Source organism: Pseudomonas sp. MMS21 TM103, assembly GCF_022132145.1.
In the GTDB taxonomy this organism is placed as follows: Bacteria; Pseudomonadota; Gammaproteobacteria; order Pseudomonadales; family Pseudomonadaceae; genus Aquipseudomonas.
In genome coordinates, this window is record NZ_JAJISP010000004.1 from 321,557 (window position 1) to 344,509 (window position 22,953).

The window sequence follows — 22,953 nt, forward strand, 5'->3', positions numbered from 1 at the left end:
TATAACCCTACTTATCTTGCCCACGCCGCAGGTTCGCCTGCGGCACTCTGTTTTGAGGTGCCCCATGCCCGAGTACAACGCCCCCCTGCGCGACCTGCGTTTCGTCCTCCACGAAGTCTTCGACGCGCCAGCCCTGTGGGCACGCCTGCCGGCACTGGCCGAGACCGTGGATGCCGACACCGCCGACGCCATTCTCGAAGAAGCGGCCAAAGTCACCGGCAGCCTGATCGCCCCGCTCAACCGCAGCGGCGACGAGGAAGGCGCGCAATGGGTCGCCGGCGAAGTGCGCACCCCGGCCGGCTTCAAGCAGGCCTACGCCACCTATATCGAGGGCGGCTGGGTCGGCCTGTCCGGCAACCCGGCCTACGGCGGCATGGGCATGCCCAAGATGCTCGCGGTGCAGTTCGAAGAGATGCTCTACGCCGCCGGCTCCAGCTTCGCCCTCTATTCGGCGCTGAGTTCCGGCGCCTGCCTGGCGATCGACGCCCACGCCAGCGAAGCACTGAAGAACACCTACCTACCGCCGATGTACGAGGGCCGCTGGGCCGGCTCCATGTGCCTGACCGAAGCCCATGCCGGCACCGACCTGGGCCTGATCCGCACCAGGGCCGAACCCCAGGCCGACGGCAGCTACAGCATCAGCGGCAGCAAGATCTTCATCACCGGCGGCGAGCAGGACCTCACCGAAAACATCATCCACCTGGTGCTGGCCAAGCTGCCCGGCGCGCCGGCCGGGCCCAAGGGCATCTCGCTGTTCCTGGTACCGAAAGTCATGGTGGGCGACGACGGCAGCCTGGGCGCGCGCAACGCCGTGAGCTGCGGCTCGATCGAACACAAGATGGGCATCAAGGCATCCAGCACCTGCGTGATCAACTTCGACGGCGCCAGCGGTTACCTGATCGGCGAAGCCAACAAGGGCCTGGCGGCGATGTTCACCATGATGAACTACGAGCGGCTGTCGATCGGCATCCAGGGCATCGGCTGCGCCGAAGCCTCCTACCAGGCCGCCGCCGCTTACGCCCGCGAGCGCCTGCAGAGCCGCGCCGCCACCGGCAAGGTCGCACCGGACAAGGCCGCCGACCCGATCATCGTGCACGCTGACGTACGCCGCATGCTGCTGACCATGAAGGCCATGACCGAGGGCGGCCGCGCCTTCGCCTGCTACGTCGGCCAGCAACTCGACCTGAGCAAGTTCGGCGCCGATGCCGACGAGCAACATAACGCCGCGGCCCTGGTCGCCCTGCTCACCCCGCTGGCCAAGGCGTTCTTCACCGACAGTGGCCTGGAAAGCTGCGTGCATGGCCAGCAGGTGTTCGGCGGCCACGGCTACATCCGCGAGTGGGGCCAGGAGCAACTGGTCCGCGATGTGCGCATCGCGCAGATCTACGAAGGCACCAACGGTATCCAGGCCCTCGACCTGCTCGGGCGCAAGGTAGTGGCCAACGGCGGGGCCGGGCTGCGCCAGTTCGCCGCCGAAGTGCGTCACTTCGCCCACCAGCACGAAGCGCCTTATGGCAGCGAACTGGTCACCGCCCTCGAGCGCCTGGAAGGCGTCAGCGGCTGGCTGCTGGAGCAGGCCAAGACGGATGCCAACGCGGTCGGCGCCGCCTCGGTGGAGTACCTGCACCTGTTCGGCTACGTCGCCTATGCCTATATGTGGGCGCGCATGGCGGCCGTGGCCGAAGCCAAGCACGACGAGGATCAAGCCTTTTACGGCGGCAAGCTGGCCACTGCGGCCTTCTATTTCGCCCGCCTGCTGCCGCGCACCCTGAGCCTGGAAGCGAGCATCCGCGCCGGCAGTGCGCCGCTGTATGGCCTGGACGCTGAACAGTTCTGACCGGCTAAGGCTATAGTTGAGCGTTTGCGCGGTGTGCTGACAACGAGACATCGCGCTTTTTTATTCGAGCCGAGGGTGCACCCTACGCACCGATAGCAACCAGCCAGACGAGAAGACCATGCGCACCCTGACCACCCTGACCGGCAACAGCCAGAAACTCGACGGCGGCGCCATGTTCGGCAACGCCCCCAAGGCCCTTTGGCAGCGCTGGATGGCCGCGGATGAGCAGAACCGTATCGACCTCGGCTGCCGCGCACTGCTGGTGCAGGAAGAGGGGCGCAATATCCTGGTGGAAACCGGTATCGGTGCCTTCTTCAGCCCGGAGCAGAAAGACCGCTTCGGCGTTCAGGAAGACCGCCATGTACTGCTCGACAGCCTGGCCGAACTGGGCCTGGACGATGCCGACATCGACATCGTGGTGCTCACCCACCTGCACTTCGACCATGCCGGCGGCCTGCTCGCCGCCTGGGAGAAGGATCAGCCGGCACGCCTGCTGTTCGCCAATGCACGCTACGTCACCGGCAAGCGCCAGTGGCAACGCGCCTGCCAGCCCCACGCCCGCGACCGCGCCTCGTATATCCCGGAACTCCTGGCCCTGCTGGAAAGCAGCGGCCGCCTGACCTTGCTGGAGGAGACCGAACAGTGCCAGCTGCTCGGCCCGGACTGGCGCCTGCACTGGAGCGATGGCCACACCCCGGGACTGCTTCTGCCCGAAGTGGCCATGCCCGGCGGCCCGGTGCTCTTCCCCAGTGACCTGATCCCCGGCGCGCCCTGGGTGCACCTGCCGATCACCATGGGCTACGACCGCTTCCCCGAAGGGCTGATCGAGGAGAAACAAGCGCTGCTCGCCGACCTGCTGGCCCGTGGCGGCCGCCTGGTCTTCACCCATGATCCGGAAATCGCCATGGGCAAGGTGGTGCGTGACGCCAAAGGCCGTTATGGCCTGAGCCAAACCCGCAGCGCGGTTCGCGCCCTGGATCAGTAGCCATTCTCAGGCTGGCGCACAGTCCCGGGCGGCTTCAGCCCGCCAAGATAAAGGCGTTCCCCCGCGGGGAACGATGACAGCGCCCGAGGCAAATCGGCCATCGGCCAGCACAGACCGTCGTGCGGCGGTGCAGACGCGCGGCAATTATGGTAAAACGCGTCTCGGCCACCTCGGTGGCCGCAACGTTCTCAGGGCGGGGTGTGATTCCCCACCGGCGGTAATGGCAGTCAATTGCCTAGCCCGCGAGCGCTTGCCCAGGCTGCGTAAGCAACCCGGCAAGGTCAGCAGACCCGGTGTGATTCCGGGGCCGACGGTATAGTCCGGATAAAGAGAGAGCGGGATTCCCTCCTCGGGCGCGGCATGCGCACCCGTGAAATCCCTATCGATCGGCATTGCCCTGTTTTGCTCAAAACAGGAGTTCATTCATGCTGTTCAACATCAGCTTCACTCGAGCACCGGAGGACCCATGTTCACCGGCATAATCGAATCCATTGGCAGCATCCGTGCGCTGACGCCCAAGGGCGGCGACGTGCGGGTCTATGTCGCCACCGGCAAGCTCGACTTGGGCGACGTCAAGCTGGGCGACAGCATCGCGGTCAATGGCGTCTGCCTGACTGCGGTGGAACTGCCCGGCGACGGTTTCTGGGCCGATGTCAGCCGCGAGACCCTGGCCCGCACCGCCTTTATCGACTTGAAGCCCGGCAGCCCGGTCAATCTGGAAAAGGCCCTGACGCCATCCAGTCGCCTCGGCGGCCATCTGGTCAGCGGCCATATTGATGGTGTCGGTGAAGTCATTGCCCGCGCCGACAACGCCCGCGCCGTGCAATTCACCATCCGCGCGCCGCGCGAGCTGGCCAAATACATCGCCCACAAAGGCTCGATCACTGTCGACGGCACCAGCCTGACCGTCAATGCGGTGAATGGCGCCGAATTCGAGCTGACCATAGTGCCGCACACCCTGGCCGAGACCATCATGGTCGACTATCGCCCCGGCCGGCAGGTCAACCTCGAGGTCGACCTGCTGGCGCGTTACCTGGAGCGTCTGCTGCTCGGCGACAAAGCCGCCGAGCCAAGCGCCTCGGGCATGACGGAAAATTTTTTGGCCGAACACGGCTACCTGAAGAATTGAAGGAATAGCCTCATGGCTCTCAATAGCATCGAAGAACTGGTTGAAGACATCCGCGCCGGCAAGATGGTCATCCTCATGGATGACGAGGACCGCGAGAATGAAGGCGACCTGATCATCGCCTCCGAGTGCGTGAGCGCCGAGCACATCAACTTCATGGCGCGTTTCGCCCGTGGCCTGATCTGCATGCCGATGACCCGCGAGCGCTGCGAGACCCTCAAGCTGCCGCTGATGTCACCGCGCAACGGCTCCGGTTTCGGCACCAAGTTCACCGTCTCGATCGAGGCGGCCATCGGCGTCACCACCGGCATTTCCGCCGCCGACCGGGCGCGCACCGTGCAGGCCGCCGCCGCCAGGAACGCGGTAGCCGACGACATTGTCAGCCCCGGCCACATCTTCCCGCTGATGGCCCAGCCCGGTGGCGTGCTGGCCCGTGCCGGCCACACCGAGGCGGCCTGCGACCTGGCGCGCATGGGTGGCTTCGAGCCGAGCGGGGTGATCTGCGAAATCATGAACGACGACGGCACCATGGCCCGCCGCCCCGAACTGGAAGAGTTCGCCAAGGCCCACGACATCAAGATCGGCACCATCGCCGACCTGATCCACTACCGGCTGATTCACGAACGCACCGTCGAGCGCGTCAGCGAGCAGATCCTGGATAGCGAACTGGGCCAGTTCAACCTGGTGACCTACCGCGATTCGGTGGAGAACGATGTGCACATGGCGCTGACCCTGGGCACCATCTGCGCGGATGAGCCGACCCTGGTGCGGGTGCACAACATGGATCCGCTGCGCGACCTGTTCATGGTCAAGCAGCCCGGCCGCTGGAGCCTACGCGCGGCCATGACCCAAGTTGCCCAGGATGGCAGCGGCGTGGTGCTGCTGCTGGGCAACCCGCTGACCGGCCCTGACCTGCTGGCACACCTGGAACGGCAGCTGGGCGGCGAGACGAAAGTGGCCAATCCGACCACTTACAGCACCGTCGGCGCCGGTTCGCAGATACTGCGTGACCTCGGGGTGCGCAAGATGCGCCTGATGAGTTCGCCGATGAAGTTCAATGCGATATCCGGTTTCGACCTGGAAGTTGTAGAATACCTGCCCGCTGAATAACGACCGCCGCGCTACTGCGCGTGGACATACTGCGTTGCAAACAGGCTCGGCTTGCCCATTTACCCCCGTAAACGCCGCAGCCCCGCCTGTTTCCGCCTTGTCTGTCCTGCGCTCGCCACGCGCTGTTCCGTTGGAACTGTAGATTTTTTGCCCCCTGGCTCTTTAACGCTATATGAGAATTGTTTTATGACCCTGAAGACCATCGAAGGTACTTTCATCGCCCCCAAGGGCCGCTTTGCACTGGTCGTCGGCCGCTTTAACAGCTTCGTTGTCGAGAGCCTGGTAAGTGGCGCCGTTGACGCCCTGGTTCGCCATGGCGTGAGCGAAAGCGACATCACCATCATCCGTGCGCCGGGTGCCTTCGAGATCCCGCTGGTCGCCCAGAAAGTCGCCCAACGTGGTGATTTTGACGCGATCATCGCCCTGGGTGCGGTGATCCGTGGCGGCACCCCGCATTTCGAATACGTGGCTGGCGAATGCACCAAGGGCCTGGCCCAGGTGTCCATGGAGTTCGGCGTACCGGTGGCCTTCGGCGTACTGACCGTCGACTCCATCGAGCAAGCCATTGAGCGTTCCGGCACCAAGGCCGGCAACAAGGGTGCGGAAGCTGCACTGTCCGCCCTGGAAATGGTCAGCCTGCTGGCGCAGTTGGAGGCCAAGTGAGCCAGAACGACAGCACCGGGCAGAAGCCGCAGCCGGGCAAGAAAGCACCCAGTGGCAAAACCCTGGCGCGCCGTCAGGCGCGCACCCTGGCCATGCAGGCGCTGTACTCCTGGCATATGGCCGGTCAGCAACTGAACGAGATCGAGGCACAGTTCCGCGTCGATAACGATTTCAGCACGGTCGACGGGGCCTACTTCCACGAGATCCTGCACGGCGTGCCGCGGCAGAAAAGCGAGATCGACGGGGCCTTCGAGGTTCTGCTCGATCGGCCGATCGCGGAGATCGACCCGGTCGAGCTGTCGATTCTGCGTCTGTCGACCTACGAGCTGAAGAACCGCCTCGATGTGCCCTATCGCGTGGTGATCAACGAAGGTATCGAGTTGGCCAAGGTATTCGGTGCCACCGACGGGCACAAGTTCGTCAACGGCGTGTTGGACAAGCTGGCGCCACGCCTGCGAGCCGACGAAGTCCGCGCCAACCGGCGCTGATCGCCTCTTGACGCGCGACTGCGAGTTGCGGAGTCCGGGCGACCGCCTGGTCGCCGCGGGTGATTCGCGGCAGCGGGCAATGCACCTGTCAGGAGTCGCCATCTTTGGGTGAGTTCGAGCTGATCCGTCAATACTTCGCTGCGGCGTCCTGTGCGCAGGCCGGCGAAGGCGTGGCGCTGGGCATTGGCGATGACTGTGCCCTGCTGGAACTGCCGGCTGGCGAGCAGCTGGCGGTATCCACCGACACCCTGGTTGCCGAAGTCCATTTTCCCGAATCAGCCGATCCGTTTCTGCTGGCTCAGCGTGGCCTGGGCGTGTCGGTCAGTGACCTGGCCGCCATGGGGGCCACTCCGATCGGCTTCACCCTGGCCTTGACTCTCCCCCGCGCCGAACCGACCTGGCTGCAAGCCTTCGCCTGCGGCCTCGATCGAATGGCGCAGGCCTGCGCCGTGCGCCTGATCGGCGGCGATACCTCGCGCGGGCCGCTGAGCCTGACCCTGACGGTGTTCGGCCGGGTGCCCTGCGGCCGGGCCCTAACCCGCTCCGGTGCCCGGGTCGGCGACTTGCTCTGCGTTGGCGGCGAGCTGGGCGATGGCGCCGGCGCCTTGCCGCTGGTGCTCGGTCAGCGTCAGGCGCCGGCGGCGATTGCCGAACCCTTGCTGGCGCGCTATTGGTCGCCGCAACCGCAACTGGCGCTGGGCCAGGCGCTGCGCGGCAAGGCTACAGCGGCGCTGGATATTTCCGATGGCCTGCTGGCCGACTGCGGGCATATCGCCGCCGCCTCCGGCGTGGCGCTGCTGATCGAGCAGGCGCGCCTGCCGCTGTCGACGGCGCTGCTGGCCCTGCTCGGCACCAGTGGCGCGTGTGACTGCGCGCTCAGCGGTGGTGACGATTACCTGTTGGCCTTTACCCTGCCGCCTGAGCATCTCGCCGATTTGCAGGCGCAGGGCTGGCCGATCCACGTGATTGGTCGCGCCGAAGCAGGGGCAGGCGTACAACTGCTGGATCAACGCGGTCAACGCATCACCCCGCAGGCGCGGGGCTATCAACATTTTGGGAGTGACGGTGACTGAACCGCTAAGCGTGCCGCCATCGGTATGGCGCAATCCATGGCATTTCATCGCCTTCGGCTTTGGCTCGGGCACCCTGCCCAAGGCGCCGGGCACCTGGGGCTCGCTGGTGGCGCTGCCGTTTATCCCGCTGTGGCAGCTGCTGCCGGACTGGGGCTACTGGCTGATGCTCGGCGTCACCATGCTGTTCGGCTTCTGGCTGTGCGGCAAGGTTGCCGCAGACCTGCGCGTGCATGACCATGCCGGCATCGTCTGGGATGAAATGGTCGGCATGTGGATCACCCTGTGGCTGGTGCCGGAAGGCTGGGCCTGGCTGCTGGTGGGTTTCCTGATGTTCCGCCTGTTCGACATCCTCAAGCCCTGGCCGATCAGCTGGATCGACCGTCACGTGCATGGCGGTGTCGGCATCATGCTCGACGATGTGCTGGCCGGGGTGTTCGCCTGGCTGGCCATGCAGGCGCTTGTGTGGGGCTGGGCCAATGGCCTGGCGAGCGGACTGGGCCTTTAACCGACTGTGGAAAATCCACCGGCGCTGCCAATACAGCGTTAAAAAACACCCCACAAGTGAGCCCAGCCAACATGCTCATTTACCACAGTAGACTTGCGCGCCAGCCCGGCCCGTTTTTCGGCCATTTCTGCCTTGCCTTGGCTGCCGCGCCCACTGCATCAGGCGGTAGGTCAAGCAGGCCGAGATCGCTCATGGTGAGCTGCTGGCTGGCTATATTGCTCGGCGTACTCGGTGTACTGGGCTGCTCAGGCGCCCTGGCGGATCCTGCTGCGCCGCAGGAGATTCGCCTGGCCAGCGAGGTGTGGGTAGACCATACCAATGCCGACGGTACGGGGCTGGCCTGGGATATTCTGCGTCAGGTGTTCGAGCCCGCGGGCATCGCCCTGCTGATCCAGAGCGTGCCTTATACCCGCTCCATTGGTCTGGTACAGCGCGGTGAGGCCGATGCCTGGGTCGGTTCCTACCTCAATGAAGTGGAAAAAGGCGTGCTCTACCCGCACTGGCATTATGACGTCGATCAGATCAGTGCGCTGGGCTTGAGCGAGCTGCCAGCGCCAAGTCTGGCGACGCTCGGCAAGTTTCGCCTGGTGTGGATGCGTGGCTACGAATATCAACGCTATCTGCCGAATTTGACGCACTACCGGGCAGTGCAGCGTCAAAGCGATATCCTCAATATGCTGAAGCTTGACCGCACGGATTTTTATATAGATGCGCGCACAGAGGTCGACGAGGTACTTGAGACGGCCAGCGATCCGGCGCGCTACCGGATTACCGACCTGACCCGTTTGCCGGTGTACCTGGGATTTGCCGATACTCCGCGTGGCCAAGCCTTGGCCCAGATCTACGACCAGCGCATGGCGGTGCTGGTCGAAGCACACAGCTTGCGCCCCCTGTTCAAGCGCTGGCAGCAACCCTACCCCTTCGATTAACCGAATGTGAGAGCCTGATGCGTGGACTGAAATCGTTGACTGTCGCGGCGCTGCTAGTGGCCTGCGGCTCGAGCGGGGCGGAGCCCCTGGTGCTGGTGGTCGGCCTGTTCCCCGGTGCCGCGGTGCTCAATGTCGACGGCCAGCGCAAACTGGTGAAGGCCGGCCAGACCGGTCCCGGGGGGGTGGTGGTGGTCAGTGCCGACAGTCGCGGGGCCGTGTTGCGGGTGAATGGCGTGGAACGCACTTACACCCTGAGCCGGGAATACAGCGAAGGTTTTGCCGAGCCGAAAACGCGCCAGTTGAGCATTGCCAAAGGCATTGGCGGACATTACTGGATCGCCGGCTCGGTGGATGGCCATCCGGTGCAGTTCCTGGTCGACACCGGTGCCACTTCGGTCGCCCTCAACGATGGTCAGGCGCGCCGCCTGGGCATCGACTATCGCGTGGTCGGCCAGCCGCTGCAGGTCAATACCGCCAGCGGCACCGTGCGTGGCTGGCGGGTCAACCTCAACAGCGTCAAGGTCGGCACCCTGGAAGTGCTCGGCGTCGAGGCGGTGGTGCTGGAGGGTGGCTCACCCACCGAGGCGCTGCTCGGCATGAGCTTTCTGAGCCGGGTTGGCTGGCGGGTGGAGCAGGACCTGCTGGTGCTGGAATCCAAGCTATGAGCTGCACCTGAACTGCCGGGTTCGCAGCGTGCGGCTTATCCGATCCTTATCATCGGTAATTCAGGCTGACCCGCCGGCGGGGGCTGCTGTTACAATGCGCCCTCGCAAATTTCCAGCCCTTATCTATTTAGGAGCATCCGGTGTCTGTCGTGTTCGTCGCCGCCTCCCAGCTGCCTACCCCGTTCGGGGTGTTTACCATGCATGGCTTTCTCGAAACGGCCACGGGCAAGGAACATGTTGCGCTGACCTTTGGCGATGTAGCCGATGGCGCGCCGGTACTGGGGCGCCTGCACTCCGAGTGCCTGACCGGCGATGCGCTGTTCAGCCTGCGCTGTGACTGCGGCTTCCAGCTCGAAGCCGCGCTGCGGGCGATTGCCGCCGAAGGGCGTGGCGTCCTGCTCTACCTGCGCCAGGAGGGTCGCGGCATTGGCCTGCTGAACAAGATCCGCGCCTATGAGCTGCAGGATGGTGGCGCCGATACGGTTGAGGCCAATGAACTCCTCGGTTTTGGTGCCGATCAGCGCGACTACGCGATCTGCCTGCCGATGCTTGAACACCTGCACATCAAGGCGCTCAAGTTGATGACCAACAACCCGCGCAAGGTCAAGGCGCTGGGCGATATGGGCATCAACGTGGCCACTCGCGTGCCACTGCAGATCGACCATAACCCGCACAACAAGAAGTACCTGGCGACCAAAGCCGGCAAGCTCGGGCACATGCTTGGCAGCCTGCATCAGGGCGAGGTCGAGGAAAGCCTGTGACCCGCGCCGACGTGCGCCGTCGCCTGGCGCTGGCCTGGTGGTCGCAGCTGGCGATGGCTCTGGCGCCGCTGTTTGTCCTCAATCTGCTGTTCGGTGCGGATCAGCAGGTCGGTGTGCTGAGCATGCCGGTGTTTATCGCCGGCCTGGCTTCGATGTTTGTCAGCCTGCCGCTGTTCCATGCCTACAAGCACGCGTTGATCGCCACCGGAAAGGCCCTCGACAGCCCTGCAGAGCCGGCCGCCTGGCTGGCCTTGGCCGCGCGGCGCCGGCTGGCCCTGCTGGGTGCCGGCCTGCCGGCCTGGATTGCCGCCATCGCGGTGTTTGCCGGGCTGGAGGCGATCCCGCTGATGCTCCTAGCGCTGTCCAGCGTCGTCCTGTTCTACCTCTACCGCATTCCCCGCCAGCTCGGCTGATGCGCCGTCTTTGCGCCTGCCTGCTTGCGTTGCTGGCCTGGCCGGTGAACGCGGTCGAGCGGGTGGTCAGCCTGGCGCCCTCCCTGAGTGAGATCGTCGTGGAACTGGATGCCGCCGACTTGCTGGTCGGCGTGCTGGATGGCGGCGAGCGGCCGGCGGCGCTGGCCCACCTGCCCTCGGTGGGGCGCTACGGTCAACTGGAAATGGAAAGCCTGCTGCAGTTACAGCCCGATCTGATCCTGCTGTGGCCAGACAGCATCAGCAGCGCCCAGCGTCAGCAGCTGGAGCGTTTCGGCATCCCGCTGCTGATCACCGAGCCGCACAACCTGGCGAATCTGGCCGAGCAGTTCGCCGTCATCGGCACCCGCCTCGGCCGCCATGCACAAGGGCAAGCCCTGCGCCAGCGCTTCAGCCTGCGCCTGGCCGAACTGAGCGCCCGCTACCGGCGAGAGCCACCGCTGCGGGTGTTTTACCAGATCTGGGATGTGCCGCTGTACACCATCGGTGGTCGGCAGATCATCAGCGATGCCTTGCGCGTATGCGGTGGCGAGAATGTGTTTGCCGAGCTCGACCTGCCGGCGCCGCAGGTCAGCGTGGAGGCAGTGCTGCAGCGCGATCCCGAGGTGATCCTCGGCGGCAGCGGCGCGCAGCTGGAAGCCTGGCGCATCTGGCCGCGCCTGACGGCGGTGGCGCGCCAGCAACTCTGGCAGGTGCCGGACAAGGGCCTGGAGCGGCCCAGTTTTCAGATGCTGGAAGCGACCGAGCGCCTGTGCCAGCAGTTGGCCGAGGCGCGCTGAAGCTCGGGATAAACGCCCTATGGGATGGTCCTGGCTACGATTCTCGGGCATTTCGTAGGAGCGGCGGGGGCGCCTAGCCCATGCCCACGATAGCGCGCGCCTGCAATAAGCATCGCGGACAAGTAACTGGCCCCCCGCTCCCGCACGAAGTAGCTACGTTCTGCCTCTGCGTTAAAGCTGAGGTGTCCAGGTCAGCGCGAGCAATCCGCTGCGGCCCTCCTCGCGGAAGCCATGGCGGGACATGCTGCTGAAGAAGGCATCGTCCGGGCGGCTATAGGTCGCCTGGCTGTAGTCCTTATCCAGCAGGTTGTCGACTTTCAGCTGCCAGTTCAGTTCATCGTTCATTTTCCAGCTGCCACGCAGGCCGAGCAGGCCGTAGCCGGCCACTTCGATGCTATTGGCGGCGTCGTCGTAGCGGCTGGAGACCGCTTGCCAGGTCAGGCCGGCGCCGAAGTCGCCGAACTGACGGTCGAGATCCAGGCTCAGGCTACGTTTGGCGCGCCTGGGCAGGGTATGGCCGCTGTCGCGGTCACGCGGATCGACCCAACCGGCGGCCAAAACCGCCTGCCAGCCCAGCAGGTCGCGTTCCAGGCTCAACTCCACGCCTTGCAGGCGTGCCTTGCTGACGTTTTGCGGTTGACTGAAGAAGGTCAGCGGGTCGCTGACCACGGTGATCAGATCCTTCACCTCGGTACGGTAGGCCGCCAGGCTCCAGATGGTCTCCAGATGCTCGCCGCGCAATTGCACCTCGTAGGTCTTGGAACGTTCCGGATCCAGATCGGGGTTGCCGCCAAAGAATGCCGAAGTAGGAAAGTACAGGTCGTTGAAGGTCGGCGCGTGGAAGCCTTCGCCATAGCTGAGCAGCAGGTCCAGCTGCTGGCTGAGATTGAGGGTCAGCGCGGCGTTCAGCGTGTTCTCGCTGCCGAACTGCTCGTTGTCGTCATGGCGCAGGCCCAGTTCGGTGGCGAAGCCATCGCCCTGATAGCGATGCTGGGCGAAGGCCGCCTGGTTCCAGCGCTCGGTTTCGCTGAAGCTGGTGCTACTGGTTAGGCGATCCTCGTACCAATCCGCACCCAACAGGAGCTGATGGGCATCCCCCAGTTTCAGGGTGTTCAGCCAGCTGGCGGAGTCGCGGTAGGTGTTGAAGGCGAAGTTGTTAAACACGTTGAAGCTATCGCGGTTGTCGCTCTTGTCCTCGACATGACCGAGTTCCAGGCGGCTGCTCCAGGCATCCAGCAGCTGCGCCTCCAGATGGCCGGCGACGCTGGAAAGGCTGAAGCGCTCGCTGGGGTTGCCCGGGTCGAAGCTGAAGAGGTCGTCATACTCGGTCTCGCCGCGCTGATCGAGCAGGTTGAAACCGCCTTTCAGGCGCTCATTGAAACGATGTTCCAGGCTCAGGTTGAGGGCCTGACGGCGTAGGCCATCATGATCGCTATCGCGGCCGCGAGAATCGTTGGAGCGGTCGAAGCCCGCGGATTCGTCGAGGCTGGCGCCGAGGTCGAAGCGGGTTTGCGCGTCGCCGCCGGACAGGCCGAGGCTGCGTTCGAAACTCTGCTGGCTGCCCGCGGCCAGGCGCAGGCGCGACTGCAGGCCGGCCTCGCCGCGGCGGGTGAAGATCTGGATCACCCCGCCGATAGCGTCGGCGCCATAAAGCGCCGAGCGTGGCCCGCGCACCACCTCGACCCGCTCGATCTGCTCGGGACTGAGGAACTCCAGGCGCGCCAGACCACTGGCGGCGGCGTTGAGGCGTACGCCATCGACCAGCACCAGGGTCTGACTGGAGTTGGCGCCGCGCAGGAACACGCTGGTCAGGCTGCCGCGGCCGCCGTTTTGCACGATCGATACGCCGGGCACGCGGCTCAGTAGTTCGGGCACGCTGCGCACCTGTAGGCGCTCGATATCCTGGCGCGTGAAGACGCTGGTCGCGGCCGTCGACTGGCGTTGTGGTTCCAGTTGCCGCCCGGAGGTCACGATCAACGGTCGCAATTCAAGCGAATCGGCGTAGCTGCTGGCCTGTTCAGCCTGGGCAGTCAGCGGCAGCAGCGCCACAGCCAGGGCAATTCGGGACAATTTCATCGGTAAACCCTCAAAAGGCAGAAAACTTTCGAGGAGGGCAGGGACAAGCACCGGACAAGGAGGCAATAGCCAGCGCTTGACGGTGATGCCCTCCGCAACACCAGTCAGATCGCGCCGAGGCAGGTCTCCGGGCTGCCGACTGGCACTTTCCCGCCTTCCCAGGCGAACCCAGTGGCGTATCGAGAAAGCGGGCGCCCTGGCCGTGCTGGTCGGGCGCTGTCGGTTACCGTTGCGGGGGCAGCGCAGGCATTGCGGCCGTCGAGTCGACGGCAACGCACCTGCTTCCCTTTTCACGCCTGGGCCTTGCGGCTGTCGGCGACCTCGGACAAGTAAAACGCCGCGCACCATAAACGTACGCAGCGGGTAAAGCAATTCATGTGGCCAGTACCAGGGGGCGCGGCTTCGGCCTGCACGCTTTAAAACTCCAGGTCGGGCCTAAGCCCACCCTGCCCCAGCCGTTGCCGATCCTCGCCCGCCCGCTGGAGACCTCGTGCTGCGCTCAGCTCGTGAGGATCGCCAAGTGCTGGCGCACTGCGACCTCGATGCCCGCCTGGTCGAGGCCGCACTCGGCGAGCATCTGGCTCGGCTTGGCGTGCTCGACGTAGTAGTCCGGCAGGCCCAGGTGGAGCATCGGCTTGAGGATGTTTTCGCTGACGAGGAATTCGCTGACCGCACTGCCAGCGCCGCCCATGATGCTGTTTTCTTCGATGCTCACCAGCAGTTCATGGCTGGCGGCCAGTTCGCGCAGCAGGGCTTCGTCCAATGGTTTGACGAAGCGCATGTCGACCACGGTGGCGTCCAGGGTTTCGCCGACCTTGAGCGCTTCGGCCAGTTGCACGCCGAACACCAGCAGGGCAACGCGCCGGCCCGTGCGGCGAACGACGCCCTTGCCGATCGGCAGGGGGTCGAGGCGCGCTTCGATCGGCGCGTTCGGGCCGCTGCCGCGCGGATAGCGCACCGCCGCCGGGCCATCGAACAGGTAGCCGGTGGTGAGCATGTGGCGCAGTTCGTTCTCGTCGCTGGGGGTCATCACCAGCATGCCGGGGATGCAGCGCAGGTAGGACAAATCGAAGCTGCCGGCGTGGGTCGGACCGTCTTCGCCAACCAGGCCGGCGCGGTCGATGGCGAACAGCACATCCAGATTCTGCACCGCGACGTCGTGGATCAGCTGGTCGTAGGCACGCTGCAAAAAGGTCGAGTAGATCGCCACCACCGGCTTGATGCCGTCGCAGGCCATACCGGCGGCCAGGGTCACCGCGTGTTGCTCGGCGATGGCCACGTCGAAATAGCGCTGCGGGTAGCGCTCGCTGAAGGCCACCAGGTCCGAGCCCTCCTTCATCGCCGGGGTGATCCCGACCAGGCGTGGGTCTTGCTCGGCCATGTCGCACAGCCACTGGCCGAACACGCTGGAATACTTGGGGCCCGCAACTTTTTTCGGGGCCGCGACCGGCGCATTGATCGGCTCCAGCTTGGTGATCGCGTGATAGCCGATCGGGTCGGCTTCGGCCGGGGCGAAGCCCTTACCCTTCTTGGTCACGACATGGAGGAACTGCGGGCCTTCCAGGTCGCGCATATTGCGCAAGGTAGCGAGCAGGATCGGCAGGTCGTGGCCATCGATGGGGCCGACATAGTTCCAGCCCAGCTCCTCGAACAGGGTGCCGGGCACCAGCATGCCCTTGGCGTGCTCCTCGACCTTGCGCGCGATCTCCCAGGCGCCGGGAAGGCTCGAGAGGATCTTCTTGCTGCCCTCGCGCATGCTGGCGTAGGTGCGACTGGAGATGATCTTGGCCAGGTAGTTGGACAGGCCGCCGACGTTCTTGGAGATCGACATGTCGTTGTCGTTGAGGATCACCAGCATGTTGGCGTTGACGTCGCTGGCGTGGTTGAGCGCCTCGAAGGCCATGCCCGCGGTCAGCGCGCCGTCGCCGATCACCGCCACTGCCTTGCGCCGCGAACCCTGCAGGCGGGCGGCGATGGCCATGCCCAGGGCGGCGCTGATGCTGGTGCTGGAGTGGCCGACGCCGAAGGTGTCGTACTCGCTCTCGCTGCGGCGCGGGAAGGCGGCGATGCCGTCTTTCTGGCGCAGGCTGGCCATGCGTTCACGACGGCCGGTGAGGATCTTGTGCGGATAGGCCTGGTGGCCGACGTCCCACACCAGACGGTCGTCCGGCGTGTCGAAGACGTAATGCAGGGCGACGGTCAGCTCGATCACGCCGAGGCCCGCGCCGAAATGCCCGCCGGTCTGGCCGACCGTGTAGAGCAGGTACTGGCGCAGTTCATCGGCCAGGGTTTCCAGCTCGGCCTCGCCCAGACGGCGCAGCTGATCCGGCGTGTTGGCGCGGTCGAGCAAGGGCGTCAGTGGGCGTTCGCGAGGAATCTCGTGGAAGGTCGTCGGCATCGGGCTGATCGTTATAGGTGCAAAAGATGCGGCAGTTTACCCGAAGCGCCGGAAACTGCCCAAACAAGCTGTTGCAGTGGCATGCAGGCAGGGTGGCTTTCAGCCCAGATAGGCTGAAAGCCACCCCGCACGCCCTCCCCTAGCGGTCACCAGGTGTCGACAAACGGCCGTTTCTTGCCGGCTCGAGCGGCAGGTTTGGGCGCGGCATTCAGCCCGCGCACCAGCCAGGCGCGGGTTTCGAGCGGGTCTATCACTGCATCTATCTCCAGAAAGCTGGCCATATTGATGCCCTTGCCGCTCTGGTAGGCCTTGGCCACCAGCTTGTCGAACAGCTGCTGACGGGCGCCAAGTTCCTCGACGGCCGCCAGTTCCTTGGAGAAACCCAGGCGCACCGCGCCCTCCAGGCCCATGGCGCCGAATTCGCCGCTGGGCCAGGCGATGGTGAACAGCGGCGAGTGGAAGCTGCCGGCGGCCATGGCCTGGGCACCGAGGCCGTAGCCCTTGCGCAAGACCACGGTAAAGAACGGCACCGTCAGGCTGGCGGCGGCGACAAACATGCGTGATACATGGCGCACCGTGGCCTGCTTCTCCGCCTCCGGCCCGACCATGAAGCCGGGGGTGTCGCACAGCGACAGCATGGGGATGTCGAAGGCATCGCACAGCTGCATGAAGCGCGCGGCCTTGTCGCCGGCCACCGCGTCGATGGCGCCGCCCAGGTGCGCGGGGTTGTTGGCGAGCAGGCCGAAGGGTTGGCCCTCGATGCGCACCAGGGCGGTGATCAGCCCAGGAGCGAACTGCCGGCGCAGCTCCAGCACCGAGCCCGTATCGGCCAGGGTGGCGATCACCTGGCGGATGTCGTAGACCCGCAGGCGGTTTTCCGGGATCAGCTGGCGCAACTCGCGTTGATCGGCGCACTGCCAGTCGGGGAGCACGCCCTGGAAGTAGCCCAGGTACTGCTGGGCCACTCGCACCGCTTCAGCCTCATCCGCCACCTGCACATCGATCACCCCGTTTGGTCCCTGCACCGAGACCGGGCCGACTTCTTCGGGTTTGTAGCTACCCAGGCCGCCGCCCTCGATCATCGCCGGGCCGGCCATGCCGATGGTCGCGTTGGCGGTGGCGATGATCACATCGCAGCAGCCGAGCAGTGCCGCGTTACCGGCAAAACAGCGCCCGGAGACCACCCCGACCAGTGGCACCAGCCCGGACAATCGGGCCATGCCGACGAAGGTGTGGCAGTCGAGGCCGGCGACGCCAACGAAGTCGGTGTCGCCCGGCCGCCCGCCCCCGCCCTCGGCGAACAACACCAAGGGCAGGCGCCATTGCTCGGCGAGGCCGAGCATGCGGTCGGTCTTCTTGTGGTTCATCACCCCCTGGGTACCGGCGAACACCGTGTAGTCGTAGGCGATGGCCAGGCAGCGCGCGGCCTGGCTGCCGAACAGCCCGGCGTTGACCGTTCCGATCCCGCTGACCAGGCCGTCGGCCGGGCTCTGCTCGATCAGCTCCTCCAGCGAGCGGCGTCGGCGCTGGGCGGCCAGGGCCAGGGCGCCGTATTCGCTGAAGCTGCCGTCGTCGAGCAAGTCGGCGAGGTTCTCGCGCACCGTCCGTTGACCGGTCTTGCGCCGTTTGGCCACGGCGTGCGGACGGCGTTCGTCGCGAGTGATGGCATGACGTTCGAGCACCTCGGCCAGATCCGCGCGGATATGCTCGAGATCCAGGCTTTGCTCGCTGTGGCTGTGCGCCGCATCGACCTCGGCCGGCTCGATGAACAGCAGCGGCTGGCCTTCGCCGACTACGCTGCCGGGCTGCACGGCGAGGACACGAACGATGCCGCTGTGGCTGGCCTTGACCACGAACTCCATCTTCATTGCCTCGAGCACGGCGATGCCCTGGCCGATCGCCACGGCGTCGCCTTCGGCCACATCCAGGCACACCAGCACGCCGCTGCTCGGCGCCTGCAAGGGCAGGCAACCGGGCGGCGCATCGAGCGCCTGTTGCGCCGCACTGGCCACCGCCGGGCCGCCGGCAAAGAACAGGTGCGGATGGGCCTGCTGTTGGGGCGCCAGCAATCGCTCCAGCTGGCTTTCGACGAAGCGCGTGCTGACGTGATTGGCGGCGACTTCCGGCAGGCGCAACAGGTTCTGCAGCAGGTGCAGGTTGCTCGCCACGCCCTCCAGGCGGAACTCGCAGAGCGCACGGTAGGCGCGGCGCAGGGCGCTCGGGTAGTCCGGGGCATGGGCGATCAGCTTGGCCAGCAGCGAATCGTAGCTGGGGCTGACCGGATAGCCGGCGTAGCCGTAACCATCGACGCGCAGGCCGGGGCCGCTGGGCGGCTCGTAGGCCGTCAGGGTGCCGCTGGCCGGACGGGTGCTGCCGTCGGCGTTCATGCTTTCCAGGTTGATCCGCAGTTGCACGGCGCAGCCATGGATCGGCGGCGGCGGCAGCAGATGCAGTTGCTCCAGGCTGTGCCCGGCAGCCAGCCTGAGCTGGGTCTGCAGCAGGTCGATGCCGGTGACCTGCTCGGTCACCGTGTGCTCGACCTGGATGCGCGGATTGGCTTCCATAAAATAGAAACGCTCGGGCTGCTGGTTATCCAGCAGGAACTCGAAGGTGCCCAGGCCCTGATACTGCGCTGCGCCGGCCAGTTTCAGCGCGGCGGCGATCATCCGTTCGCGGGTAGCGCCAGGCAGATCCGCGCTGGGGGCGATCTCCACCAGCTTCTGCTGACGCCGCTGCAGGCTGCAATCGCGCTCCCACAGATGGCTGACTGCGCCCGTGTGGTCGCCCAGCACCTGGATCTCGATATGCCGGGCATCGCGCACCAGCTGCTCGACATACAGCCCGTCGCTGCCGAAGGCCGCGCGGGCTTCCGACTGGCAGCGGGCGAAGGCTGCATCCAGCTCAGCTGCCGCGAACACCGGGCGCATGCCGCGTCCGCCGCCCCCGGCCAGAGCCTTGAGCATCACCGCGCCGCCGTCGCCCAGGTTGTGCAGGAAGGCGTGAGCCTCGTCCAGGGTCACGGCGCGGTTAATCCCGGACACCAGCGGCACGTCGCAGCGCTCGGCCAGCGCGCGCGCAGCGGCCTTGTCACCGAACAGTTCCAGCACCTCGGCACTGGGACCGATAAAGCACAGGCCGGCGGCCTGGCAGCGCCGGGCAAACTCGGCGTTCTCGGCGAGAAAACCGTAACCGGGATGGATCGCCGCGCAGCCCTGCGCTTTGGCGATGGCGATCAGCTGGTCCATGTCCAGATAGGCCGGCACGCCCCGGCCGCTGAGCGGCACCGCGCTGTCGGCCTTGCGCAGATGCAGGGAGGCGGCGTCGTCCTCGGCGTAGACCGCCACCGAGCGAATGCCCAGCTCGGCGGCGGCGCGGGCGATACGGATGGCAATCTCGCCGCGGTTGGCGATCAGCAGGGCGGTAAAGGGGGCGATCACAGCAGCTTCTCCAGTTCGTTCTTTTTCACCTTGCCGGTGGCGGTCAGCGGCAGGTCATCGAGCAGGCGGATATCCGGCACTTTGTAAACCGCCATGGCCTCGCGACACCAGGTTTGCAAGCTGTCCGGGCTGGCGGCGCTGCCGGGTTTGAGCACCACGAAGGCCACCGGTCGCTGGCCGGAGCGTTCGTCGCTGCGGCCGAGCACGGCGCTGGCGAGGATCGCCGGGTGCTGGCCGAGCAGCGCCTCCAGCTCGCTGGGGAACACGCTCATGCCATTGACCTTGAGCATCTCCTTGCGCCGACCGAGGTAGCGGATAAAGCCCTGCTCGCTGATCTGGCCGAGGTCGCCGCTGTGCAGCCAGCCATCGCGCAGCGCCTCGGCGCTGGCCTCCGGGCGGTTCCAATAGCCCTTGAGCAGCGACGGACTGCGCAGGCACAGTTCGCCCTCCTGGCCCAGCGGCAGCAGCTCGCCGGTGACGAAGTCACAGACCTTGAACTGGGTGCCCGGCACCGGCAGGCCGACGAAGGTCGGCGCGCTCCTGAGGTCGAAGTCGTCGTCCTGCAGGCCGGCGGTGAAGGTGTCGCAGGTGTGGCTCTCGGTCATGCCGAAGCTGAACTCGAACAGGCGGGTGCCGGTCAGCGCGCGCCAGCGCGCACGGTAGTCGGGGGTGAGCTTCTTGATAAAGGAGATGCTGCCGGTCTGCTGCAGCGAACTGAAATCGAAGTCGCCGACCCGTGGGTGCTCCAGCACCTCGGCGGCGTTGTCCACCAGCAGGCCGCAGTGGCTGACCCGGTAGTGCTCGACCGCCGCCATGAAGGCCGGGGCGTCCCAGCGCGCCAGCAGCACCAGCTGGCAGCCGCTGAAGACCGGGAACAGCAGGCCGGCGTTTTCTCCGGCGATCCAGAATTCGGGGAGGAAGTTCAGCAGCACGCTGCGCGGGTGCAGTCGCAGGGCCACCGCGAGGAAGCTGGCGCAGGTGTAGAGCATGTCGCCATGGGTATGCACGCAGCCCTTGGGCAGGCCGGTGGTGCCACCGGTGTAGTTGAGCGCGGCGATGTCGTCCAGTTGCGGACGGTGCGCCGGTGTTGGCGCCTGGCAGGCTGCCAGGGCCGGGTAGAAGTCGATGAAGTCGTCGCCCTCCACCTTGGGCGCGCGCAGCAACTCCGGTACCGGGATGCTCGGCTCAGCCGGGCACAGCTCGGACAGGCTGGTCGCCAGCACATGACCAAGCTGGCAGTCCTCGCGCACGGCACGCACCACCGGCAGCAACTGGTCGAAACAGAGGATGGTGCGCGCGCCGCTGTCCTTGAGCTGATAACTCAGCTCCAGCGCCTTGCTCAGCGGGCTGACCGGCGCATAGACGGCGCCGCACTTGAGGATGGCGTAGAAGGCGATATGCAGCTGCGGGCAGTTGGGCATGAATACCGCCACCCGCTCTCCCGGTTCGATGCCCAGCTCCACCAGCAACGCGGCGCAGCGGTCGGACTGCCGGTCCAGCTCGGCATAACTCAGGCGCGCGCCGTAGAAGTCCAGGGCCGGCGCCTCGGGCTGCAGCCGGGCCCAGGCGCGCAGGTATTCGCTCAGTGGCTGGCGGCCGTGCGGGTAGTGCGGCTGGCGCGGCGTGCCGGCCGGCCAGGCGGCGGCTTGCAGGGCGGCCAGCTGTTCGAGGTAGGCGTCTTGGTTCATGGGGGCCTCGGTTGTGTGTGTGTCTACGGGCATCCTAGGGGGCCGCGCCACCGGGCAGAACTGATGCTTATGCATCGACATCCATGAATCTCATGCATGACTACCTCTAGCCTTGCTGCTGCTAGGCTCAGGGTCATTGCCAAAGGCTGGAATAACCATGAATCAACCGCATGAATGGTCGACACTGAGCCGCCTCGATCTCAACCTGTTCCGCGTGTTCGAGGTGATCTACCGCGAACGCAACCTGACCCGCAGCGCGGTGATCCTGCACCTCAGCCAGTCGGCGGTGAGCCACGCCCTGGCACGGCTGCGCGAGCAGATTGGCGACCCGCTGTTCGTCCGCGACGGTCGCGGGGTGGCGCCGACGCCATTGGCCGAGCAACTGGCGCCGAGCATCCAGGAGGCCCTGAGCAGCCTGCGGCGCAGCGTCGGCGGCTGGCAGGCCTTCGACCCGCAGCGTGACCGGCGCAGCTTCACCCTGAACATGGCCGAGCAGCTCGAGCCGCTGGTGCTGCCGGCGGTGCTCACCCAGCTGCAGCGGGTCGCGCCCCAGGTGCAGGTGCGCAGCAGTTGCGTGCATTGGGCCGAACTGCAGCTGGAGCTGGCGGCCGGCCGGGTCGACCTGGCCATCGAGATCGCCCGGCCGACGGACGCCGAGCTGCGCCAGCAGCAACTGTTGCGCGACCCGCTGTGCGTAATGGCCGGGCCGGCGTTCAGCGGCGAACTGACGACGCAGCGCTACCTGGCCGCTGAGCACGTGGCGGTGACCTCGCGCCGCCGCGGCATCTGCGTCGAGGACCTGGCGCTGGCCAACCTGGGCTTGGCCCGGCGCGTGCGCCAGCACTGTCAGCACTACCTGTCGGCGGCGCTGCTGGTGGCCCAGGGCGAGCTGCTGCTGAGCATGCCCAGGCGCTATGCCGAACTGCTCAATCGCGGCCTGGGCAATCGCCTGCTGCCGATGCCGCTGGAGCTGCCGCCGGTCACCCTCAACCTGTACTGGTCGCGCCACGCCGATGGCGAGGCCGGCAACCAGTGGCTGCGCGGCCAGTTGCTGGAGCTGGCGCGGCTGCAGTTCTGAGGCGGCCCGACGGGCAGCCGAGCCCGGCTGGACTAGGCTGAACAAGGCAGCCAGCGGCACCCGACGGTGCTGCGCGCGTATCCGAGGAGGAGCCCCCCCCATGGTTGACCGACACCTGTTCGGCGATGCCTACCAGCCCCGCGAGATTGCCCGGCGGGTCGAGGAGATGGGCGTGGCCAAGGCGCGCGCCGATGCCCTGACGCTGTTCGTCCTGGCCGTGCTGGCCGGCGCCTTCATCGCCCTGGGCGCGCTGTTCTTCATGGTCGTCTCCACCGGCAGCACCCTGGGCTTTGGCGTGACCCGCCTGCTCGGCGGCCTGAGTTTCTGCCTCGGCCTGGTGCTGGTGGTGATCGGCGGCGCCGAGCTGTTCACCGGCAACAACCTGATGGCCATGGCCTGGGCCAGTCGCCTGATCAGCACCCGCGAGGTCCTGCGCAACTGGGTCCTGGTTTACCTGGGCAACGTGGTCGGCGGCCTGGGCATGGTGGCGCTGGTGTGCTGGGCCGATATCGCCAGCCTGGGCGGCGACGCCCTCGGTGAGACGGCGCTGCAGATCGCCCGCGGCAAGGCCGCGCTGGGCCTGGGCGAGGCCTTCGCCCGCGGCATCCTGTGCAATGCCCTCGTATGCCTGGGGGTATGGCTGGCGATGGGCGGGCACAGCGTCACCGACAAGATCCTCGGAATCGTCTTTCCGATCAGCGCCTTCGTCGCCCTGGGCTTCGAGCACTCGATCGCCAACTGGTTCTTCCTGCCCTATGGGCTGGTGCTGGACGGCCAGGGGCTGGTGCCGGTCGAGGGCGCGCTGCGCAACCTGCTGGCGGTGACCGCCGGCAACATCGTCGGCGGTACCCTGCTGGTCGCCGGGGTCTATTGGCTGGCCTATCGGCGCGGCGCGCGGGCTGGCGACGAGTAGACCGACGCGGC

General features: G+C 66.2%; 19 protein-coding genes and 2 riboswitches. Of the genes, 15 read left to right on the top strand and 4 right to left on the bottom strand.

The window, feature by feature from the left end:
- Positions 1-64 precede the first annotated feature (64 nt).
- The 13 genes from LJY18_RS14940 to LJY18_RS15000 all read left to right on the top strand — a co-directional run bounded on the left by LJY18_RS14940 (position 65) and on the right by LJY18_RS15000 (position 11,352).
- Positions 65-1,837, top strand: a complete 1,773-nt coding sequence (locus LJY18_RS14940; protein WP_238042609.1) for an acyl-CoA dehydrogenase C-terminal domain-containing protein — start codon at positions 65-67, stop codon at positions 1,835-1,837.
- A 118-nt stretch (positions 1,838-1,955) separates the two neighbouring features.
- Positions 1,956-2,822 (top strand): MBL fold metallo-hydrolase, encoded by an 867-nt coding sequence (locus LJY18_RS14945; RefSeq protein WP_238042610.1) that lies wholly within the window; start codon positions 1,956-1,958, stop codon positions 2,820-2,822.
- A gap of 180 nt (positions 2,823-3,002) precedes the next feature.
- Positions 3,003-3,163, top strand: a riboswitch (FMN riboswitch).
- Between the two features lie 125 nt (positions 3,164-3,288).
- Positions 3,289-3,951 carry a riboflavin synthase gene (locus LJY18_RS14950; RefSeq protein WP_238042611.1) on the top strand — a complete coding sequence of 221 codons (663 nt, stop codon included), beginning with the start codon at positions 3,289-3,291 and terminating at the stop codon, positions 3,949-3,951.
- A gap of 12 nt (positions 3,952-3,963) precedes the next feature.
- Positions 3,964-5,058: a bifunctional 3,4-dihydroxy-2-butanone-4-phosphate synthase/GTP cyclohydrolase II gene (gene ribBA, locus LJY18_RS14955; RefSeq protein WP_238042612.1), complete on the top strand. Its 1,095-nt coding sequence runs from the start codon at positions 3,964-3,966 to the stop codon at positions 5,056-5,058.
- Positions 5,059-5,244: 186 nt separating this feature from the next.
- Positions 5,245-5,721: a 6,7-dimethyl-8-ribityllumazine synthase gene (gene ribH, locus LJY18_RS14960; protein WP_087515564.1), complete on the top strand. Its 477-nt coding sequence runs from the start codon at positions 5,245-5,247 to the stop codon at positions 5,719-5,721.
- On the top strand, positions 5,718-6,209 hold the full coding sequence (gene nusB / locus LJY18_RS14965) for a transcription antitermination factor NusB (RefSeq protein ID WP_238042613.1): 492 nt from the start codon (positions 5,718-5,720) through the stop codon (positions 6,207-6,209). Before ribH ends, nusB begins: the two co-directional genes overlap by 4 nt.
- 104 nt (positions 6,210-6,313) lie before the next feature.
- Positions 6,314-7,282, top strand: coding sequence for a thiamine-phosphate kinase (thiL, locus tag LJY18_RS14970; protein ID WP_238042614.1), 969 nt, complete (start codon positions 6,314-6,316; stop codon positions 7,280-7,282).
- Positions 7,275-7,787 carry a phosphatidylglycerophosphatase A family protein gene (locus LJY18_RS14975; protein ID WP_238042615.1) on the top strand — a complete coding sequence of 171 codons (513 nt, stop codon included), beginning with the start codon at positions 7,275-7,277 and terminating at the stop codon, positions 7,785-7,787. Before thiL ends, LJY18_RS14975 begins: the two co-directional genes overlap by 8 nt.
- A gap of 191 nt (positions 7,788-7,978) precedes the next feature.
- A complete protein-coding gene (locus LJY18_RS14980) occupies positions 7,979-8,716 on the top strand; it encodes a transporter substrate-binding domain-containing protein (RefSeq protein ID WP_238042616.1) in 738 nt (245 codons plus the stop codon).
- Between the two features lie 17 nt (positions 8,717-8,733).
- Positions 8,734-9,381, top strand: a complete 648-nt coding sequence (locus LJY18_RS14985; RefSeq protein ID WP_238042617.1) for a retropepsin-like aspartic protease family protein — start codon at positions 8,734-8,736, stop codon at positions 9,379-9,381.
- A gap of 140 nt (positions 9,382-9,521) precedes the next feature.
- Complete coding sequence (ribA, locus tag LJY18_RS14990; protein WP_238042618.1) at positions 9,522-10,142, top strand: GTP cyclohydrolase II; 621 nt, start codon at positions 9,522-9,524, stop codon at positions 10,140-10,142.
- On the top strand, positions 10,139-10,555 hold the full coding sequence (locus tag LJY18_RS14995; protein WP_238042619.1) for an MFS transporter: 417 nt from the start codon (positions 10,139-10,141) through the stop codon (positions 10,553-10,555). The genes ribA and LJY18_RS14995 overlap by 4 nt, the downstream gene beginning before the upstream one ends.
- Positions 10,555-11,352, top strand: a complete 798-nt coding sequence (locus LJY18_RS15000; protein WP_238042620.1) for a cobalamin-binding protein — start codon at positions 10,555-10,557, stop codon at positions 11,350-11,352. Before LJY18_RS14995 ends, LJY18_RS15000 begins: the two co-directional genes overlap by 1 nt.
- Positions 11,353-11,523: 171 nt before the next feature.
- Here LJY18_RS15000 and LJY18_RS15005 read toward each other — a convergent pair whose 3' ends face one another.
- The 4 genes from LJY18_RS15005 to LJY18_RS15020 all read right to left on the bottom strand — a co-directional run bounded on the left by LJY18_RS15005 (position 11,524) and on the right by LJY18_RS15020 (position 20,951).
- Positions 11,524-13,428 (bottom strand): TonB-dependent receptor domain-containing protein, encoded by a 1,905-nt coding sequence (locus LJY18_RS15005; RefSeq protein WP_238042621.1) that lies wholly within the window; start codon positions 13,426-13,428, stop codon positions 11,524-11,526.
- A gap of 101 nt (positions 13,429-13,529) precedes the next feature.
- A riboswitch (cobalamin riboswitch) is annotated at positions 13,530-13,767 on the bottom strand.
- 160 nt (positions 13,768-13,927) lie between these two features.
- Positions 13,928-15,826 (bottom strand): 1-deoxy-D-xylulose-5-phosphate synthase, encoded by a 1,899-nt coding sequence (gene dxs, locus LJY18_RS15010; RefSeq protein WP_238042622.1) that lies wholly within the window; start codon positions 15,824-15,826, stop codon positions 13,928-13,930.
- A 146-nt stretch (positions 15,827-15,972) separates the two neighbouring features.
- Positions 15,973-19,263, bottom strand: a complete 3,291-nt coding sequence (locus tag LJY18_RS15015; RefSeq protein ID WP_238042623.1) for an acetyl-CoA carboxylase family protein — start codon at positions 19,261-19,263, stop codon at positions 15,973-15,975.
- Positions 19,260-20,951: an AMP-binding protein gene (locus tag LJY18_RS15020; protein WP_238042624.1), complete on the bottom strand. Its 1,692-nt coding sequence runs from the start codon at positions 20,949-20,951 to the stop codon at positions 19,260-19,262. Before LJY18_RS15020 ends, LJY18_RS15015 begins: the two co-directional genes overlap by 4 nt.
- Before the next feature lie 157 nt (positions 20,952-21,108).
- Between LJY18_RS15020 and LJY18_RS15025 the strand changes: the two genes are divergently transcribed.
- Both LJY18_RS15025 and LJY18_RS15030 read left to right on the top strand, forming a co-directional pair.
- On the top strand, positions 21,109-22,029 hold the full coding sequence (locus LJY18_RS15025) for a LysR family transcriptional regulator (RefSeq protein ID WP_238042625.1): 921 nt from the start codon (positions 21,109-21,111) through the stop codon (positions 22,027-22,029).
- Positions 22,030-22,129: 100 nt separating this feature from the next.
- Entirely contained in the window at positions 22,130-22,942 is an 813-nt protein-coding gene (locus tag LJY18_RS15030) for a formate/nitrite transporter family protein (RefSeq protein ID WP_238042626.1), read from the top strand.
- Positions 22,943-22,953: the final 11 nt, after the last annotated feature.

Excerpts from the sequence above, each read along its gene's own strand:
- LJY18_RS15020 (WP_238042624.1), bottom strand. The coding sequence starts at position 20,951 with ATGAACCAAGACGCCTACCTCGAACAGCTGGCCGCCCTGCAAGCCGCC.
- LJY18_RS15025 (WP_238042625.1), top strand. The coding sequence starts at position 21,109 with ATGAATCAACCGCATGAATGGTCGACACTGAGCCGCCTCGATCTCAAC.
- ribBA (WP_238042612.1), top strand. The coding sequence starts at position 3,964 with ATGGCTCTCAATAGCATCGAAGAACTGGTTGAAGACATCCGCGCCGGC.
- LJY18_RS14940 (WP_238042609.1), top strand. The coding sequence starts at position 65 with ATGCCCGAGTACAACGCCCCCCTGCGCGACCTGCGTTTCGTCCTCCAC.
- ribH (WP_087515564.1), top strand. The coding sequence starts at position 5,245 with ATGACCCTGAAGACCATCGAAGGTACTTTCATCGCCCCCAAGGGCCGC.
- LJY18_RS14985 (WP_238042617.1), top strand. The coding sequence starts at position 8,734 with ATGCGTGGACTGAAATCGTTGACTGTCGCGGCGCTGCTAGTGGCCTGC.
- LJY18_RS15030 (WP_238042626.1), top strand. The coding sequence starts at position 22,130 with ATGGTTGACCGACACCTGTTCGGCGATGCCTACCAGCCCCGCGAGATT.
- LJY18_RS15000 (WP_238042620.1), top strand. The coding sequence starts at position 10,555 with ATGCGCCGTCTTTGCGCCTGCCTGCTTGCGTTGCTGGCCTGGCCGGTG.
- LJY18_RS14980 (WP_238042616.1), top strand. The coding sequence starts at position 7,979 with ATGGTGAGCTGCTGGCTGGCTATATTGCTCGGCGTACTCGGTGTACTG.
- LJY18_RS15005 (WP_238042621.1), bottom strand. The coding sequence starts at position 13,428 with ATGAAATTGTCCCGAATTGCCCTGGCTGTGGCGCTGCTGCCGCTGACT.
- LJY18_RS14950 (WP_238042611.1), top strand. The coding sequence starts at position 3,289 with ATGTTCACCGGCATAATCGAATCCATTGGCAGCATCCGTGCGCTGACG.
- LJY18_RS14945 (WP_238042610.1), top strand. The coding sequence starts at position 1,956 with ATGCGCACCCTGACCACCCTGACCGGCAACAGCCAGAAACTCGACGGC.
- dxs (WP_238042622.1), bottom strand. The coding sequence starts at position 15,826 with ATGCCGACGACCTTCCACGAGATTCCTCGCGAACGCCCACTGACGCCC.